The 18190-nt window shown below is 71.2% G+C and carries 12 protein-coding genes; 11 read left to right on the forward strand and 1 reads right to left on the reverse strand.

What is annotated here, in order from left to right:
* Nucleotides 1–153 precede the first annotated feature (153 nt).
* From ABZO29_RS25985 to ABZO29_RS26000, 4 genes are all read left to right on the forward strand, one after another.
* A complete protein-coding gene (locus ABZO29_RS25985; protein ID WP_367322587.1) occupies nt 154–996 on the forward strand; it encodes an ABC transporter ATP-binding protein in 843 nt (280 codons plus the stop codon).
* On the forward strand, nt 993–3572 hold the full coding sequence (locus ABZO29_RS25990; RefSeq protein WP_367322588.1) for an ABC transporter permease: 2580 nt from the start codon (nt 993–995) through the stop codon (nt 3570–3572). The genes ABZO29_RS25985 and ABZO29_RS25990 overlap by 4 nt, the downstream gene beginning before the upstream one ends.
* Before the next feature lie 300 nt (nt 3573–3872).
* On the forward strand, nt 3873–7406 hold the full coding sequence (gene mfd, locus ABZO29_RS25995; RefSeq protein WP_367322589.1) for a transcription-repair coupling factor: 3534 nt from the start codon (nt 3873–3875) through the stop codon (nt 7404–7406).
* A gap of 185 nt (nt 7407–7591) precedes the next feature.
* A complete protein-coding gene (locus ABZO29_RS26000; protein WP_367322590.1) occupies nt 7592–8341 on the forward strand; it encodes an HNH endonuclease family protein in 750 nt (249 codons plus the stop codon).
* A gap of 98 nt (nt 8342–8439) precedes the next feature.
* Here the strand turns inward: ABZO29_RS26000 and ABZO29_RS26005 are convergent, their stop codons facing one another.
* Nucleotides 8440–9264 carry a hypothetical protein gene (locus ABZO29_RS26005; protein WP_367322591.1) on the reverse strand — a complete coding sequence of 275 codons (825 nt, stop codon included), beginning with the start codon at nt 9262–9264 and terminating at the stop codon, nt 8440–8442.
* Nucleotides 9265–9466: 202 nt separating this feature from the next.
* On the opposite strand from ABZO29_RS26005, the gene ABZO29_RS26010 reads away from it, so the two are divergent.
* The 7 genes from ABZO29_RS26010 to ABZO29_RS26040 all read left to right on the forward strand — a co-directional run bounded on the left by ABZO29_RS26010 (nt 9467) and on the right by ABZO29_RS26040 (nt 18181).
* Complete coding sequence (locus ABZO29_RS26010; RefSeq protein WP_367322592.1) at nt 9467–11677, forward strand: N-6 DNA methylase; 2211 nt, start codon at nt 9467–9469, stop codon at nt 11675–11677.
* Nucleotides 11678–11854: 177 nt separating this feature from the next.
* Entirely contained in the window at nt 11855–12499 is a 645-nt protein-coding gene (locus tag ABZO29_RS26015; protein ID WP_367322593.1) for a hypothetical protein, read from the forward strand.
* A 38-nt stretch (nt 12500–12537) separates the two neighbouring features.
* Entirely contained in the window at nt 12538–14022 is a 1485-nt protein-coding gene (locus ABZO29_RS26020; protein WP_367326249.1) for a protein kinase, read from the forward strand.
* A 136-nt stretch (nt 14023–14158) separates the two neighbouring features.
* The gene (locus ABZO29_RS26025; protein ID WP_367322594.1) at nt 14159–14986 is read left to right on the forward strand and encodes a glycoside hydrolase domain-containing protein; all 828 of its coding nucleotides are present in this window, start codon (nt 14159–14161) and stop codon (nt 14984–14986) included.
* Between the two features lie 156 nt (nt 14987–15142).
* The gene (locus ABZO29_RS26030; protein WP_367322595.1) at nt 15143–15790 is read left to right on the forward strand and encodes a SurA N-terminal domain-containing protein; all 648 of its coding nucleotides are present in this window, start codon (nt 15143–15145) and stop codon (nt 15788–15790) included.
* A 100-nt stretch (nt 15791–15890) separates the two neighbouring features.
* The gene (locus ABZO29_RS26035) at nt 15891–16859 is read left to right on the forward strand and encodes a nucleoside triphosphate pyrophosphohydrolase (protein WP_367322596.1); all 969 of its coding nucleotides are present in this window, start codon (nt 15891–15893) and stop codon (nt 16857–16859) included.
* A gap of 50 nt (nt 16860–16909) precedes the next feature.
* Nucleotides 16910–18181, forward strand: coding sequence for a cytochrome P450 (locus ABZO29_RS26040; protein WP_367322597.1), 1272 nt, complete (start codon nt 16910–16912; stop codon nt 18179–18181).
* Nucleotides 18182–18190 lie beyond the last annotated feature (9 nt).

The raw sequence follows: 18190 nt of genomic DNA on the forward strand, positions 1-18190 counted from the left end.
AGAGGGTGCCGAGCACCAGCGCGCCGGGCCCTGTCCCGCCGACAGACTGAACGGCGTAACGAGGAAGCACACGCAGCACCGCAACGCAGCACCGAGAAGTACACGCACTGCGGACCGGTGCGTCCATCCGCTGACCGACATAGGAGACTTACCGTGACATCGGCTGTGACCATTCCCAGGCACGGGGGCACTGGAGGGCGTACGGCCGTTGCCGCGCGGGCGCGGCAGGTCGTCAAGGCGTACGGGTCCGGAGAGACCCGGGTCGTCGCCCTCGACCACGTCGACGTGGACATCGCCCGCGGCCAGTTCACCGCGATCATGGGCCCCTCGGGGTCCGGCAAGTCCACGCTGATGCACTGCCTCGCCGGGCTCGACACCGTCACGTCCGGGCAGATCTACCTGGACGAGACCGAGATCACCGGTCTGAAGGACAAGAAGCTCACGAAGCTGCGCCGGGACCGGATCGGCTTCATCTTCCAGGCCTTCAACCTGCTGCCGACCCTGAACGCGATCGAGAACATCACGCTGCCCATGGACATCGCCGGCCGTAAGCCCGATCGCGCGTGGCTGGACCGGGTGGTGGAGACGGTCGGTCTCGCCGGGCGGCTCAAGCACCGCCCCACGCAGCTCTCGGGAGGCCAGCAGCAGCGCGTGGCCGTGGCCCGCGCCCTCGCCGCGCGCCCCGAGATCATCTTCGGTGACGAGCCGACCGGAAACCTCGACTCGCGCGCGGGTGCCGAGGTCCTCGGCTTCCTGCGCCGCTCGGTGGACGAGCTCGGCCAGACGATCGTGATGGTCACGCACGACCCGGTGGCCGCCTCGTACGCCGACCGTGTGCTGTACCTCGCCGACGGCCGGATCGTCGACGAGATGTACAAGCCGACCGCGGACACCGTCCTCGACCGCATGCTGCGTTTTTCTGGGGGCGCTGACACCAGCGGCTCCGCCGCGCGGCCCCAGACCCCCAACTTCGACGCCCGGGGGCGCACGTCATGACCGTCATGAAGACCTCGATGCGCAACTTCTTCGCGCACAAGGGGCGCATGGCCCTCTCGGCGGTCGCGGTGCTGCTGTCGGTCGCCTTCGTGTGCGGCACGCTCGTGTTCACCGACACGATGAACACCACCTTCGACAAGCTCTTCGCGGCCACGTCCTCCGACGTGACGGTGAGCGCCAAGGGCGCCTCCGACAGCGGTGAGACGACCTCCGGCAACGGCAGGCCGCCGGTCATGCCGGCGTCCGTGCTCGGCAAGGTGCGCGAGGCGCAGGGCGTGAAGTCCGCGGAGGGGACCGTCTTCTCGACCTCCGTGACCGTCGTCGACGCCGACAAGGACAACCTGTCGCCGTCCAGCGGCGCGCCGACCATCGTCGGCAGCTGGAACGGCAACGAGGCCCGCACCATGAAGGTCACCTCCGGTACGGCGCCGAAGGGCTCCGACCAGGTCATGGTCGACGCGGACACCGCCGACAAGCACCACCTGAAGCTCGGCGACGAGATCGGCGTGATCAGCGCGGTCGGCACGCACACCGCGAAGATCTCCGGCATCGCGACGTTCACGGTCACCAACCCCGGTGCCGCGATCTTCTACCTGGACACGAAGACCGCCCAGGAGACGCTCGTCGGAAAGACCGGCGTCTACACGAACGTCAACGTCACGGCGGCGCCCGGCGTCACCGACGCGCAGCTGAAGAAGAACGTCGTGGCCGGACTCGGCGGCGACTACAAGGTGCAGACGGCCAAGGAGACCGCCGACGCCAACCAGCAGGACGTCGAGGGCTTCATGAACGTCATGAAGTACGCGATGCTCGGCTTCGCCGGGATCGCCTTCCTCGTCGGCATCTTCCTGATCATCAACACGTTCTCGATGCTGGTCGCCCAGCGCACCCGTGAGATCGGCCTGATGCGGGCCATCGGCTCCAGCCGCAAGCAGGTCAACCGGTCCGTGCTGGCGGAAGCCCTGCTGCTGGGTGTGTTCGGCTCGGTCCTCGGCGTCGGCGCGGGCGTCGGCATCGCGGTCGGCCTGATGAAGCTCATGGGCAAGATGGGCATGCACCTGTCGACGGACGACCTGACGGTGGTCTGGACGACCCCGGTGGTCGGCCTGCTCCTGGGCGTCGTCGTCACCGTCCTGGCCGCCTACCTGCCGGCCCGCCGCGCCGGCAAGGTCTCCCCGATGGCCGCACTGCGCGACGCGGGCGCTCCCGCCGACGCGAAGGCGGGCCGGATACGGGCCCTGATCGGCACGGTCCTCACCGGAGCGGGCGGCTACGCCCTGTACTTGGCGACCGCGGCGGACAAGGCCAAGGACGGCTCGCTGTGGCTCGGCCTCGGCGTGGTGCTGTCCCTGATCGGCTTCGTCGTGATCGGCCCGCTGCTCGCGGGCGGTGTGGTCCGCGTCCTGGGCGCGGTGATCCTTCGGGTGTTCGGCCCGGTCGGCCGCATGGCCGAGCGCAACGCCCTGCGCAACCCGCGCCGTACGGGCGCCACCGGCGCCGCCCTGATGATCGGTCTCGCGCTGGTCGCCTGCCTGTCCGTCGTCGGCTCCTCCATGGTCGCCTCCGCGACGGACCAGCTCGACAAGACCGTAGGCACGGACTTCATCATCCAGTCCGACAGCGGGCAGCTGATCACGCCGGCCGCGGTGAAGGCCGTGAAGGACACACCTGGGCTCGAGCAGGTCACCGAGTACCGGATCACCGAGGCCGACTACACCACCCCCGACGGCAAGACGCTCAAGGACACCGACGTCACGGCTGCCGACCCGTCGTACGCGACCGACCTGCGCACCAAGACCGTCGCCGGGAACCTGAAGGACGCCTACCTGCCGGACTCGATGTCCGTCCACGAGAAGTTCGCCAAGGCCCACGGCATCCACCTGGGCTCCAAGATCAAGCTCGCCTTCAAGGACGGCGCCACCGCGAACCTGACGGTCCGGGCCATCACCAGCAGTGACGTCGTCATCGACGCGGGCTCCAAGTACATCTCCATCGCCACGCTGGCGAAGTACGTACCGGCTGACAAGATGCCGCTCGACCAGCTGGTCTTCGCCAGCGCCAAGGACGGGCAGCAGGACACCGCCTACAAGTCGCTGAAGTCCGCGCTGCACGACTACCCGCAGTACACCGTGCGCGACCAGACCGACTACAAGCAGGCCCTGAAGGACCAGATCGGCCAGCTGCTGAACATGATCTACGGCCTGCTGGCGCTGGCGATCATCGTCGCGGTCCTCGGTGTGGTGAACACCCTGGCCCTGTCGGTGGTGGAGCGGACGAGGGAGATCGGCCTGATGCGGGCGATCGGCCTGTCCCGCCGCCAGCTCCGCCGGATGATCCGCATGGAGTCCGTGGTCATCGCCCTCTTCGGCGCCCTGCTCGGCCTCGGCCTGGGCATGGGCTGGGGCGCGACCGCCCAGCAACTGCTCGCCCTGGAGGGCCTGAACGTCCTCGAGATCCCGTGGCCGACGATCACCGCGGTCTTCATCGGCTCGGCCTTCGTGGGCCTGTTCGCGGCACTGGTCCCGGCGTTCCGCGCGGGCCGGATGAACGTCCTGAACGCGATCGCCACGGAATAGCCACCACGGACGGGGGAGACCCGGCGCCGAGCAGCCACGGGGGGCTGCTCGGCGCCGGGTCGTTGTTGTCTTTCAAGGCCGGCCTTTCAACGAAGCGAGTCGGGTGGCGGGTGGGCATAGGCCGGGGGTCCAGGGGGCGGAGCCCCCTGGTGGGCCGGCACCAGCACCGGGCACCTGACAGCAGACGTTATCCACAGGCCCCGGCGCCGGCCCCGCCGTCGTCGTACGCTGGAGACCCCCCGGCCGGTCACCGCGTCGGGCCCTTCGTGTTGCCCGCCCCCGGACGAAAGCCGCCCCCGAATGAGCCTGCACGGTCTGCTCGACGCCGTCGTCAAGGACACCGCCCTCGCCGAAGCGATCAAGGCGGCCGCAGACGGCAACCGGATGCACGTCGACCTCGTCGGCCCCGCCGCGGCCCGCCCCTTCGCGATCGCCGCGCTCGCCCGGGAGAGCGGCCGCCCCGTCCTCGCGGTGACCGCGACGGGCCGGGAGGCGGAGGACCTGGCCGCGGCCCTGCGCACCCTGCTGCCGCCGGACGGCGTCGTGGAGTACCCCTCGTGGGAGACGCTCCCGCACGAGCGCCTCAGCCCCCGCAGCGACACCGTCGGCCGCCGCCTCGCCGTCCTGCGCCGCTTGGCCCACCCCAGCCCCGACGATCCCGAGACCGGCCCCGTCTCCGTCGTCGTGGCCCCCGTGCGCTCGGTGCTGCAGCCGCAGGTCAAGGGCCTCGGCGACCTGGAACCGGTCGCCCTGAGGACCGGGCAGACCGCCGACCTGAACGAGATCGTCGAGGCCCTTGCGGCCGCCGCGTACGCGCGCGTGGAGCTCGTCGAGAAGCGCGGCGAGTTCGCCGTGCGCGGCGGGATCCTCGACGTGTTCCCGCCGACCGAGGAACACCCTCTGCGCATCGAGTTCTGGGGCGACGACGTCGAGGAGATCCGCTACTTCAAGGTCGCCGACCAGCGTTCCCTCGAGGTCGCCGAACACGGCCTGTGGGCCCCGCCCTGCCGCGAACTGCTGCTCACCGACGACGTCCGCGCACGCGCGCGTGCCCTCGCCGAACAGCACCCCGAACTCGGCGAACTGCTCGGCAAGATCGCCGAGGGGATCGCCGTCGAGGGCATGGAGTCCCTGGCGCCGGTCCTCGTCGACGACATGGAGCTGCTGATCGACGTACTGCCCAAGGGCGCCATGGCCGTCGTATGCGACCCGGAGCGGGTACGCACGCGTGCCGCCGATCTCGTCGCCACCAGCCAGGAGTTCCTGCAGGCGTCGTGGGCTGCCACCGCGGGCGGAGGCGAGGCGCCGATCGACGTCGGCGCGGCCTCCCTGTGGTCCATCGCGGACGTCCGCGACCGGGCACGCGAACTGGAGATGATGTGGTGGTCGGTGTCGCCGTTCGCGGCGGATGAAGAGCTCGACGCGGACACGCTCAAGCTCGGCATGCACGCTCCCGAGACGTACCGCGGCGACACCGCCAAGGCGCTCGCCGACACCAAGGGCTGGCTCGCCGACGGCTGGCGCACGGTGTTCGTCACCGAGGGCCACGGCCCGGCCGCCCGTACGGTCGAGGTGCTGGGCGGCGAGGGCGTCGCGGCCCGCCTGGAGGCGGACCTCGGGGAGATCTCCCCCTCGGTCGTGCACGTGGCGTGCGGCTCCATCGACTACGGCTTCGTCGACCCGGTGCTCAAGCTCGCCGTCCTCACGGAGACAGACCTGTCCGGCCAGAAGGCGGCCGGCAAGGACGGCGCCCGCATGCCCGCGCGCCGCCGCAAGACCATCGACCCGCTCACCCTGGAGGCGGGCGACTACATCGTCCACGAACAGCACGGCGTCGGCCGCTACATCGAGATGGTGCAGCGGACCGTGCAGGGCGCCACCCGCGAGTACCTGGTCGTGGAGTACGCGCCCGCCAAGCGCGGCCAGCCCGGCGACCGTCTCTACATCCCCACCGACCAGCTGGAGCAGATCACCAAGTACGTCGGCGGCGAGGCCCCCACCCTGCACCGGCTGGGCGGCGCCGACTGGACGAAGACGAAGGCACGCGCGAAGAAGGCGGTCAAGGAGATCGCCGCCGACCTCATCAGGCTGTACAGCGCGCGCATGGCGGCGCCCGGGCACACGTTCGGTCCCGACACGCCCTGGCAGCGCGAGCTGGAGGACGCCTTCCCGTACGCGGAGACCCCCGACCAGCTCACCACCATCGCCGAGGTCAAGGACGACATGGAGAAGTCGGTCCCGATGGACCGGCTGATCTGCGGCGACGTCGGCTACGGCAAGACGGAGATCGCGGTCCGTGCCGCCTTCAAGGCCGTACAGGACGGCAAGCAGGTGGCGGTCCTCGTCCCCACGACGCTGCTGGTGCAGCAGCACTTCGGCACCTTCGGCGAGCGCTACTCGCAGTTCCCCGTGAGCGTGAAGGCGCTGTCCCGCTTCCAGACCGACACCGAGGCCAAGGCGGTCCTGGAGGGCCTGCGGGAGGGCTCGGTGGACGTCGTCATCGGCACACACCGACTGTTCTCGTCGGAGACCAAGTTCAAGGACCTGGGCCTGGTCATCGTCGACGAGGAGCAGCGCTTCGGCGTCGAGCACAAGGAACAGCTGAAGAAGCTGCGCGCCAACGTCGACGTCCTGACCATGTCCGCCACCCCGATTCCGCGCACCCTGGAGATGGCGGTCACCGGCATCCGCGAGATGTCGACGATCACCACCCCGCCGGAGGAGCGGCACCCGGTGCTCACCTTCGTCGGCCCGTACGAGGAGAAGCAGATCGGCGCGGCCATCCGCCGCGAACTGCTGCGCGAGGGCCAGGTCTTCTACATCCACAACCGGGTGGAGTCGATCGACCGTGCGGCCGCCCGCCTGCGCGAGATCGTGCCCGAGGCGCGCATCGCCACGGCGCACGGCCAGATGTCCGAGTCGGCGCTCGAACAGGTCGTGGTCGACTTCTGGGAGAAGAAGTTCGATGTGCTCGTGTCGACCACGATCGTCGAGTCCGGCATCGACATCTCCAACGCCAACACACTGATCGTCGAGCGCGGCGACACCTTCGGCCTGTCCCAGCTGCACCAGCTGCGCGGCCGGGTCGGCCGCGGCCGCGAGCGCGGCTACGCGTACTTCCTGTACCCGCCGGAGAAGCCCCTCACGGAGACGGCGCACGAGCGCCTCGCGACCATCGCCCAGCACACCGAGATGGGCGCCGGCATGTACGTCGCCATGAAGGACCTCGAGATCCGGGGAGCGGGCAACCTCCTGGGCGGCGAGCAGTCCGGCCACATCGCGGGCGTCGGCTTCGACCTGTACGTCCGCATGGTCGGCGAGGCGGTCGCGGACTACCGGCGCCAGCTGGAGACCGGCGAGATCGAGGAGGAGGCGCCGCTCGAGGTCAAGATCGAACTGCCCGTCGACGCCCACGTCCCGCACGACTACGCGCCCGGCGAGCGGCTGCGCCTGCAGGCCTACCGCGCCATCGCCTCCGCCAACACGGAGGAGGACATCAAGTCCGTCCGCGAGGAACTCGTCGACCGCTACGGCAAGTTGCCCGAGCCCGTCGAGAACCTGCTGATGGTGGCGGGCCTGCGCATGCTGGCGCGCGCGTGCGGCGTCGGCGAGGTCGTCCTGCAGGGCAACAACATCCGCTTCGCACCCGTGGAGTTGCGCGAGTCGCAGGAGCTGCGGGTCAAGCGCCTGTACCCCGGCACCGTCATCAAGCCGGCGGTCCACCAGGTCCTCGTACCGCGTCCGAAGACCGCGAAGGTGGGCGGAAAGCCGCTCGTCGGACGGGAACTGCTCGGTTGGGTGGGGGAGTTCCTGGCGTCGATTCTGGGGTCGTAGGGTCCGGCACCGGGCCGGCTGCACCTGCTTCGCCGCCTGTTGGGTGCCCCCGTGCGCCCGGTCATCACGGTGTGTACGAAGCTGTACGAGGGAAGACGGCCCCTGCGGGGGGTGGACCGGGCGGGCAAGGGGAGGGACGCACCGTGAGGCACGTGTGGCACAGCGGTGGAATCCGGCACGGCGTCATGGCTTTCGTTGCGCTGCTCGGCACCGGGATCCTGCTCACCGGCTGCGAAGGCGTCGGCCTTCCCGAGGACGACGCCGGCTCCGGCTCCGCCGTCCCGACCGCGGCGGGCGGCCGCGCCGCGAGCCCGCTGGACAACCCCGACGGCACGAAGCCGGGGCTGGCGGCGATCACCTCCGCCTCGGACGAGGCCAGGGCCCGGAAGCTGATCGAGAAGGTGGCCACGAAGGGACGCGGTCCCAAGACGGGCTACGACCGGGACGAGTTCGGCTACGCCTGGATGGACTCGGCGCCGGGAAACATCCCCTTTGCCCGCAATGGCTGCGACTCGCGGAACGATCTCCTGAAACGCGACGGGGAGGACGTGCGCTTCCGGTCCGGCTCGGACTGTGTCGTCATCTCCATGACGCTGCACGACCCGTACACCGGCAAGACGATCGACTGGACCAAGTCCCGCGCCACGAAGGTCCAGATCGACCATGTCATGCCGCTCTCCTACGACTGGCAGATGGGGGCCTCGCGCTGGACGAAGGCCAAACGCGAGGACATAGCAAACGACCCGCTCAACCTGATGCCCGTGGACGGTCCGACCAACGGAGCCAAGGGCGACTCCGGCCCCGCGGCCTGGCTGCCCCCCAACAAGCAGATCCGCTGCTCCTATTCGGTGCGTTTCGCGCAGGTGTCGCTGAAGTACGACCTTCCCGTCACGCCTGCCGACAAGGCGATGATGCTGCAGCAGTGCGGCGCATGAGCCCGAGCATCAAGGTGGCGAGTCCCGCGCGTACGACCCGTGGCCGCGCGTCCGACGTGTGGGTGCGGCACGCCCTTTGAACGGCGCCTGCGGGTTCGTCAGCCGGACAGCGCGTCCAGGTCCACGATCTCGCCGGTGGGCTTCTGCGCCGGGACCGGCTCGTCGTAGTCGCTGAACGTGAGCGTGCCCGCGTCGTCGGCGGCGGTGCTGTCCAGCCGCAGCAGATACGGCTCGCCCTCGGTGGCGACGTACAGGGTGTAACGGTCCTTGCCCTCCCGGGCGTTCAGCACGAGCGCCGGCGTGCCGTCGACCGTGGTCGTCCGGCCCCGGGACACCGTGGCGGCCTCGGTGCTGTCGTCGGTCGCGTCGGAGCCCACGCCCTCCGGGCCCTCGAGCACCGTGTCCAGGTCGCAGAAGCTCGCGATGTCCTTCGCGTCCTCGCCCTTCGCGGACATCTTGGCCCACTTCCCCGCGAGCATGGCCACGACCGCGTCGGTGTCCGCCTTGGACTCGCCCTTGCTCTGGGCGCGCAGGAACGCCTCGTCGTACTTCATGTACACGGTGTCGCCGGTCTTGATCAGGTCGGCCTTGCCCTGGCCGCCCATGCTCATCGTGCCGGCGCACTCTCCCTGCTTGTTCAGGGCCATGTCGAGGCTGATCGTTCCGCTGCTCTCGTCGTCCGGGACCTCGCCCTTCATGCGCAGCGACGTCGCCCCCGTGGTGGCGGACATGGCCCGGTCGGCGATCTCGTCGGCGGTCAGCCCGGCGAACGGTTCCTTGGGCTTGGCGGCCTGACTGGACTGACTCGGTCGGCCGGAGTCGCCCGGCTGGGCGTCCGCCTTGCCCTGATCGCTCTGACAGGCGGTGAGTCCCGTGGCGGCCGCGGCGGCGAGGCAGAGGGCGGCGATGGCGGTACGACGCATGGCAGGTCCTTGGTCGAGGTGGGTGGTGAGGTGAGGTGTGTGCGCTGGGTCAATGAGAGCAGAAGCTGTGAACCGAGTCAACACGATTCACAGGGAGTGCCATGTACACGATTGTGAATGGGTAGATCTTGCGTGCATCGGTATGCTCGGCGCCACACCGGTGAGCTGGACCGCCACACCGGCGACGAGGGGAGCTGGGCGGGTGCAGGACAACGCGACAGAAGTGACCGCCGCCGGAATCGCGCGGCTCGCCGGCGTCGGCCGGGCCGCCGTGAGCAACTGGCGACGCCGTCACGCCGACTTCCCCAAGCCGGTCGGCGGCACCGAGACCAGCCCCTCCTTCGCGCTCGCCGAAGTCGAGGCCTGGCTGCGCCGCCAGGGCAAACTCGCCGAAGTCCCGCTGCGTGAACGCGTCTGGCAGCAACTCGCCGGCCACCCCGACGGGCCGGTCACCGCCCTGACGCACGCCGGTTGTGCACTGCTGCTCATCCATGACCGCTCCACGGTCTGGCTGGACGTGAGCGCGGGCTCCGACGAGCGGCTCGCCGCGATGCTGCCGGGGGCGCTGGAGCAGGTGATCGCGCCGCGTTTCGGTGTTCACAAGCGGTCTGGTGTGAACGGGGCGAAGGGTGTGAACGCCCCACGCCCTGTGAACACCTCGCGCGCCGCGAACACGCCTCAGGCTGTGAATTCGCCCTCCGCCGTGAACGCGCGCTCCGCCGCGAACACGACTACATCCGTGAACACGACTACATCCGTGAACAAGGCCACCCCCGTGAACAGCACCCCGGCCGTTCACATCCCCACCGGCCCCGAACTCCTCCCCTCCGTCCCCCTCCTGCGCGGCACCGCGGAGTTGGCCGCGGAGCTCGGCGCCCGCCAGACCTTCGAGTTCCTGATCGGCCGGCATCTCGACGCCAACCCGCGCCAGTACACGCTCACCCCCGCCGAGCTCGCCCGCCTCATGGCCGACCTCGCCGGACCCGCCCGCAGCGTCCTCGACCCGGCCTGCGGCACCGGCGCCCTGCTGCGCGCCGTCGCCTCCCGCCCCGACCAGGAGCTGTACGCCCAGGACAGCGCCCCCGACCTCGCCGCGCTCACCGCGCTGCGGCTCGCCCTGCACTCCTCGGCCGCCGTGCGCGGCGCCGCCGGTGACACCCTCCGCGCCGACGCGTACCCGGAGCTGCGCGCCGACGCCGTCCTGTGCCATCCGCCGTTCAACGAGCGCAACTGGGGCCACGACGAACTCGCCTACGACGCCCGCTGGGAGTACGGCTTCCCGGCGCGCACCGAGTCCGAGCTGGCCTGGGTGCAGCACGCGCTCGCGCGCCTGAAGGACGGCGGCACCGCCGTCCTGCTGATGCCGCCCGCCTCCGCCTCCCGCCGCTCGGGTCGCCGCATCCGCGCCGACCTGCTGCGCCGCGGCGCGCTGCGCGCCGTCGTCGCCCTGCCGGTCGGGGCGGCACCGCCGTACAACATCCCCCTGCATCTGTGGGTGCTGCGCCGCCCCGACCGGGCGCCCGCGCAGCCGGAGGTGCTGCTCGCCGACACGGGGCAGTTCGCCACCGAGGGGCGCGGGGGACCCGACTGGCGGGCCGTGCGGGACGCCGTGCTGGACGCCTGGCGCGCCTTCGACCGGCACGGGACCTGCGAGGAACAGCCGGGCCTGGCCCGTTGCGTGCCCGTCATCGAACTCCTCGACGACGACGTGGACCTCGCCCCGGCCCGCCACCTCCCACCCCCGGCGGCGGCCGACGGCGCCGGGGCGCTCACGGCCGTACGCGAGCGACTCGGCGAGACCCTGCGCCTGACCGCCGACCTCACCCCGACGCCCGCCGACGCCGGGCAGCCCGCGCGCTGGCCGCTCACCACCATCGGTGAACTCGCCCGCGGGGGCGCGCTGGTGATGCGCACGGGCGGGATCGGCGGCCACGCGCGCGTGTCCGTCCTCACCGACCACGACGTCCTCGCCGGAGCAACTCCCTCCGGGACGTTGCCCGAGAGCGATGAGGAGGCCGTGCTCACCGAGCCGGGCGACGTCGTCGTGCCGGTGCTCGGCGGTGGCGCGGTGGCGCGTGTGATCGACGCCGCGACGGAGGGCGCCGCCCTGGGGCGCAACCTCGTGCTCCTGCGCCCCGATCCCGCGGCGCTCGACCCGTGGTTCCTCGCCGGGTTCCTGCGCGGCACCGCCAACAACCGCCAGGCCAGCAGCTACGCGTCCACCGCAACCCGTCTCGATGTGCGGCGTCTGCAGCTGCCCCGGCTTCCGCTGGACGAACAACGGCGCTACGGCGCGCGTTTCCGCGCGCTCGACGAGTTCGAGCGGGCGCTCCGTCACGCCGGCCGGCTGGGGGAACAGCTCGTGCGCGGGATGTACGACGGCCTGACGGACGGGACGGTCACGCCCGACTGAGCCGGAATCACGGCCTCCGCCCGCTCCGCCCGCGACCTGCGGCGTCGTACGAAGAGATCGGTGCGACAACGGTTCGGTACATCGGGGGGCCAGTTGTCCGTGGAGGCCTATACGCTCGAACTCCGTCACTCTTACGTCCAGTCCGTCCCCATCGGCTTCACCGGTCCAGGAGCAGTCATGTACGGCCACGGCGCGGCGCCGCCCCCTCGCAGCGCGGCAACCGTCATCTCATTGCGGGTGCTGCTCGCCGCCGCCGGCATCCTCTCGTGCGGCATGCTCGCCTGCGTTCCGCTGTTCCGGGTCGCCGTCCTGCGCGGACGAGGGATCGACTGGGTGCTGGCGTGGGCGAGCCTGCCGCTGTCCATCGCCTGCTTCGCGGTGGTCGGCTCGCTGCCGGAGAGCGACCCCAGGACCGACGTCGCCATGTCCCTGGTCCTGCTGCTCGGGTTGTTCAGCGGCATCCACTTCCTGGTCACGGACATCCGGTACTACCAGCAGCGGCGGTTCGCGGGCTACGCGCCGCCCAACGCCACGACCGTGGGGTCCCAGGCGCCGTACGGCTACCCCCAGCCCGCGTCGCCGTACCCGGCCGCACCCGTGCCGCAGCCTCCCGCGCACCACACGCCGATATCCCAGGCTCCTACGGCCGCCTCGTCCTCCCTGCCGCACGACGCCGCGCCGCCCGGGCCGGTACCGCCGCCCCCGCCGCAGCGTCCCGCGCCCGCCCGCATCGACCAGGTGCGTGCCGAGCTGGACGAGCTCAGTGACTACCTGCGCCAGCACGACGGAAAGCAGGACGGCGACCGCGAGGGCGGAAGGTGACCGGGGCGACAGGACGCGTCGTCGCCGACCGCTACGAACTGGCCACGCTCATCGGGCAGGGCGGCATGGGCCAGGTCTGGACGGCCTACGACCGCCGCCTCGACCGGCGCGTGGCCGTGAAACTGCTGCGCCCCGACAAGGTCGCCGGAGCGGAGGCCGACGAGCTGCGCCGCCGCTTCATGCGCGAGTGCCGGGTGACCGCGCAGGTCGACCACCCGGGGCTGGTCACCGTGCACGACGCGGGCAGTGAGGGCGAGGAGCTGTTCCTCGTCATGCAGTACGTCGACGGCGCCGACCTCTCCGACCACCTCGCCGAGCACGACCCGTACCCCTGGCAGTGGGCGGTGGCGGTCGCCGCGCAACTGTGCGCCGTGCTCAGCGCCGTGCACGCCGTGCCGATCGTCCACCGCGACCTCAAACCGCGCAACGTGATGGTGAAGCAGGACGGCACGGTCACCGTCCTCGACCTCGGCGTCGCCTCCGTCATGGACGCCGACACCACCCGCCTCACCCACACCGGCACACCCATCGGCTCGCCCGCCTACATGGCGCCCGAGCAGGCGATGGGCGGCGCGGTCGGCCCGTACACCGACCTGTACGCACTCGGCGTACTCCTGCACGAACTCCTCAGCGGCGACGTGCCGTTCGCGGGCTCGACGGCGCTCGGCGTGCTGCACCGGCATCTGTACGAGCCGCCGCTGCCCGTGCGCCGTATCCGCCCGGAGGTGCCCGAGGTGCTCGAGACGCTCGTCCTGCGCCTGCTCGCCAAGGACCCGCAGCACCGGCCCGCCTCCGCACAGGAGGTGTACGAGGACCTGGCGCGGCTCCTGCCCGCGCGCGGGACGCCCACCGGGTCGCCCCTCGACCCCACGCGCCCCTTCCTGCGCCCGCACGCGCCCTGGCCGGACCGTGCCCGTACGCCCGCGCCCCAGCCCGCCCCGGTCGCGTCCGTCGCCGAGAAGCCGGACGTGGCCCGCGCCGTCGACGAGGTCAAGCGCCTCCTCGGCGAGGGCCGCATCACCCAGGCCGTCGACATCCTCGGCGCGATCCTGCCCGCCGCCGCCGAACAGCACGGCGAACACTCCCCGGTGGTCCGCACGCTGCGCAAGCAGTACGCGGCCACACTCATGGACGACGGCCAGTACCGGCGCGCGCTGCCCGAACTGCGCCGCCTCGCCGACGAACGCGCCGCCGAGGCGGGCCAGGCCGACCCCCAGTCCCTGCGCTTCCGCTACGACGCCGCCCAGTGCCTGGAGCAACTCGGCGAACCGGCGGCGGCGCTCGCCGAGTACCGCGCGCTGCTGCCGTACTACGAGAACCAGTACGTCGCCGGCGACCCCGAACTCGCCCACGACGTCCGCCGTCGCATCGGTCATCTGCTGCTGGCCCTCGGCGACCGCGCCGCCGCCCACGACACGCTCGTCCGGCTGCTGCACGACGTGGAGCGGCTGCAGGGCCCCGGCCACCCGCTCGCCGCGGACGTCCGCAGAACCCTGCAGTGGCTGGGGCAGGTGCGCGGCTGATTTTGCGGTGCCCAGAGAGAAACTTGTGATCATCTGGGGACGGAGTTTCCCGAATCCGGGTGGCCGCGGGATAGCTTGCGATCAGTTTGTGCGCGCCGTGCGCGCCCGTCATCGCACACCCGGGGTGGGATCAGGCATGTCAGGTCATCGGCAGTCGAAGAAGCGCAGATACCTCACCTGGGCGGTCGCCGGCGTCGCGGTCGCCGCCGGGGCGGGCATCGCCGCACAGACGTCGATGGCGGCGACCACCTGGCCCGCGCAGAAGACCTACACCGGCCGCGCCTTCGACACCTGCGCCGCCCCCTCCCTGTCCGCGATGAAGGCCTGGCACACCGGCTTCTACGGCGCCGCCGCCGTCTACATCGGCGGCAAGAACCGCGGCTGCGCCCAGCCCAACCTCACCGCGTCCTGGGTGAAGTCCGTCAGCACGGTCGGCTGGAAGCTCATCCCGATCTACGTCGGTGCCCAGCCGCCCTGCCAGACCGGATCCAGCCCCGAGAAGATCACCGCCACCACGGCCGCCTCCCTCGGTGCGAGCGACGCCGCCGACGCGGTGGCCAAGGCCTCCGCCCTCGGGATGAAGGCCGGCAGCCCCGTCTTCCTCGACATGGAGCCGTACGACATCACGAACAAGGCGTGCAACACGGCCGTCCTGACGTACGTCCGCGCGTTCGACAAGGCGCTGCGCGCCAAGACGTACCGCAGCGGCTACTACGGCTTCACCAGCTCCAGCGCGAAGGCGATCGCCACCGCCACCGACAAGACCGACCTTCCGGGCAACCTGTGGTACGCGCTGTGGGACAAGCAGAACACCACGACCGCGGACTGGCCGTTCGGGTCGACCCAGTTCACGAACCACAGCCGGGGCCACCAGTACATGGTCAACAGCAAGGAGACCCGCAACGGCTACACGATCACCGTGGACCGGGACGCGTGGGACGGCCCGGTGGCGATCACCGGCTGACGGCGACCGGCCGCGTGGCGTGACGGCCGGGACGCGGCGGTGCCCGAAGTCCTGGTGAATCGTTGGTCGAATGGGTTGGCCAGAGCTCGGCCACTGCCTACCATCGATCACCGCAAGACTTTGTGCACCGTCGCACAATCTCCTCGGGAGGCTTCCTTGCACCGCCGCCGTCGCACCGCGCTCCTGCTGTCCGCCGTGATCGTCGCCGCGGGCCCCCTTCTGACCGCCTGCGGAAGCGACGCGCATCCCGGCGCGGCGGCCGTCGTCGGCGGCGAGCGGATCACCGTCTCGCAGCTGGAGAACCGGGTGAAGGAGGTGCGCGCGGCGCAGCGGGCGGCCGTACCGGACGAGACGCAGTACTCCCAGGCCATCGCCCAGACCGGCGGCCTCGCCCGTGACACGCTGCACGGCATGGTCATCGACCTGGTGCTGCAGCGGGCCGCACAGGACGCGGGCGTCACCGTGAGCCGCAACGAGATCCAGAAGCTGCGGGACGAGCTGGAGAAGCAGACCGGCGGTCCGCAGGCGCTGGAGGCGGCCTGGCTGCAGCAGTACGGCATCCCGCCGCAGCGTCTCGACGACAACCTCCGCCTCCAGCTGGAGGCCCAGAAACTGGCCGAGAAGAACGGCATCCAGACCAACGACCAGGCCTTCCTCGACGTCCTGTCCGAGGCGTCCGAGGAACTGAACGTCGAGCTCAATCCGCGCTACGGCTCCTGGGACGTCAAGAAGGTCGCCCGCGTCAACGCCGAGACGCCGTGGGTGCGCGACGTGACGTCGTCCGGGACGCAGCAGACGACGTGACGGCACGGCGGGGCCGCGTAACGGTACGGCGGGGCCGCCCGGTCGCGGCGGCCTGTGGACAACTCACGGGGCTGTCGGTGGCGTGGGTTACGTTCGGGGAGTGAACGCAACCAGTCCTGAAGACTCCCCGGGGCGCATCGTCCTGCTCACCACCAGCCACCGCGTCGCGCCCGGCCTGCTGTCCTGGCCCGCCTGGCAGGCGCTGCGCACCGCCGACCGCGTCCTGTGCTCGGACGGCGCGCACCCACAGCTGCCGTACCTTCGCGAGGCCGGCATATCCGTGGACGAGGCGTCCCCGACCGCGCAGGAACTGGTGGACGCGTGCGCGGGCGGACACACGGTGGTCGTCGTGGCGACGGGCGAGGGCGAGCCGGTTCTCACGGACGGCCTGGCGCGCCTCGCGGGCTCCGGACGCGTCGGCATGCCGGAGCTGGAGCTGCTCCCCGCCTCCTACGACCTGCCGGGCGCCCGCCTCCTCGACCTCGTCCAGGTCATGGACCGCATCCGCGCGGAGTGCCCGTGGTCCTCGCAGCAGACCCACAAGGGCCTGGCGAAGTACGGCATCGAGGAGGCGTACGAACTCGTCGAGGCCATCGAGGACGGCGACCGGGACGAACTGCGCGAGGAACTCGGCGACGTCCTGCTCCAGGTCGTCTTCCACGCCCGTATCGCCGAGGAGGACGCGGACGCCCCCTTCTCGATCGACGACGTGGCGGGAGGCATCGTCGCCAAGCTCATCCACCGCCACCCGCACGTCTTCGGCGACGAGACGGCGACCACCCCCGAGGAGGTCAAGGAGCACTGGCTGCGCACGAAGGCGGTCGAGAAGCGGCGGGAGTCGGTGACGGAGGGCATCCCCCTGGGCCAGCCCGGCCTGGCCCTCGCCGCCAAGCTGGCCTCGCGCGTGCGCACGGCGGGACTGCAGGTGCCGCTTCCCCGGGGCGAGGGCGTCGGATACGAGCTGCTGGCGATGGCCGTGCGCGCGGAGGCGGAGGGCGCGGATCCGGAGGCGGCGCTGCGGGCGGCGGCGCGGGCCTACCGGGATGCGATCCGGGTGGCTGAGGGCTGACAGCCACAAGCGCAGAAGGCCTTCGCCCAAAACCCGGATACCGTCAAGGAGTGACCGACCAGCCCCACCCCACCCCGGCAGCCCCAGAACTCTTCACCTGGGCCTTCGCCACCGACCCCTACCCCGCCTACGCCTGGCTCCGCGAGCACGCCCCGGTCCACAGAACCGAACTGCCCAGCGGCGTCGAGGCCTGGCTGGTCACACGCTACGCCGACGCCAAACAAGCCCTCGCCGACCCGCGCCTGTCCAAGAACCCCGCGCACCACGACGAGCCCGCCCACGCCAGGGGCAGGACCGGCATCCCCGGTGAGCGCAAGGCCGAGCTGATGACGCATCTGCTCAACATCGATCCGCCGGACCACACCAGGCTCCGACGGCTCGTCAGCAAGGCCTTCACACCCCGTCGCGTCGCCGAGTTCGCCCCGCGCGTGCAGGAGCTCACCGACCAGCTCATCGGCCGGTTCGCCGAGCGGGGATCCGCCGACCTCATCCACGAGTTCGCCTTCCCGCTCCCCATCTACGCCATCTGCGACATGCTCGGCGTGCCCCGCGAGGACCAGGACGACTTCCGGGACTGGGCGGGGATGATGATCCGCCATCAAGGCGGCCCCCGGGGCGGTGTCGCACGGTCCGTGAAGAAGATGCGCGGGTATCTCGCCGACCTCATCCACCGCAAACGCGAGGCCCTGCCCGCCGAACCCACGCCCGGCGAAGACCTCATCTCCGGCCTCATCCGCGCCTCCGACCACGGCGAGCACCTCACCGAGAACGAGGCCGCCGCGATGGCCTTCATCCTTCTCTTCGCCGGCTTCGAGACCACCGTCAATCTGATCGGGAACGGCACCTACGCCCTGCTCACCCACCCCGACCAGCGGGCCCGCCTCCAGGAGTCCCTCGTCCGCGGCGAACGCGCCCTGCTGGAGACCGGCGTCGAGGAACTCCTGCGTTACGACGGCCCCGTGGAGCTCGCCACATGGCGGTTCGCCACCCGGCCGCTCACCATCGGCGGACAGGACATCGCACCCGGCGACCCCGTCCTCGTCGTACTCGCCGCCGCGGACCGCGACCCCGCGCGCTTCACCGAGCCCGACACCCTCGACCTCTCCCGTCGCGACAACCAGCACCTCGGGTACGGCCACGGCATCCACTACTGTCTCGGTGCCCCGCTCGCCCGGCTCGAGGGCCAGACCGCGCTGGCCACGCTCCTCACCCGCCTCCCCGACCTCCGACTCGCCGCGGACCCGGCCGACTTGAGGTGGCGCGGCGGGCTCATCATGCGCGGACTGCGCACCCTGCCGGTCGAGTTCAGCCCGATCCCGTAATCGGCCGGG

It is taken from the genome of Streptomyces sp. HUAS ZL42, from assembly GCF_040782645.1.
In the GTDB taxonomy this organism is placed as follows: Bacteria; Actinomycetota; Actinomycetes; order Streptomycetales; family Streptomycetaceae; genus Streptomyces.

What these genes read in the sequence shown, in the direction of transcription:
- ABZO29_RS25990 (WP_367322588.1), top strand. Translation starts at nt 993, where the DNA reads ATGACCGTCATGAAGACCTCGATGCGCAACTTCTTCGCGCACAAGGGG.
- mfd (WP_367322589.1), top strand. Translation starts at nt 3,873, where the DNA reads ATGAGCCTGCACGGTCTGCTCGACGCCGTCGTCAAGGACACCGCCCTC.
- ABZO29_RS26000 (WP_367322590.1), top strand. Translation starts at nt 7,592, where the DNA reads ATGGCTTTCGTTGCGCTGCTCGGCACCGGGATCCTGCTCACCGGCTGC.
- ABZO29_RS26015 (WP_367322593.1), top strand. Translation starts at nt 11,855, where the DNA reads ATGTACGGCCACGGCGCGGCGCCGCCCCCTCGCAGCGCGGCAACCGTC.
- ABZO29_RS26005 (WP_367322591.1), bottom strand. Translation starts at nt 9,264, where the DNA reads ATGCGTCGTACCGCCATCGCCGCCCTCTGCCTCGCCGCCGCGGCCGCC.
- ABZO29_RS26025 (WP_367322594.1), top strand. Translation starts at nt 14,159, where the DNA reads ATGTCAGGTCATCGGCAGTCGAAGAAGCGCAGATACCTCACCTGGGCG.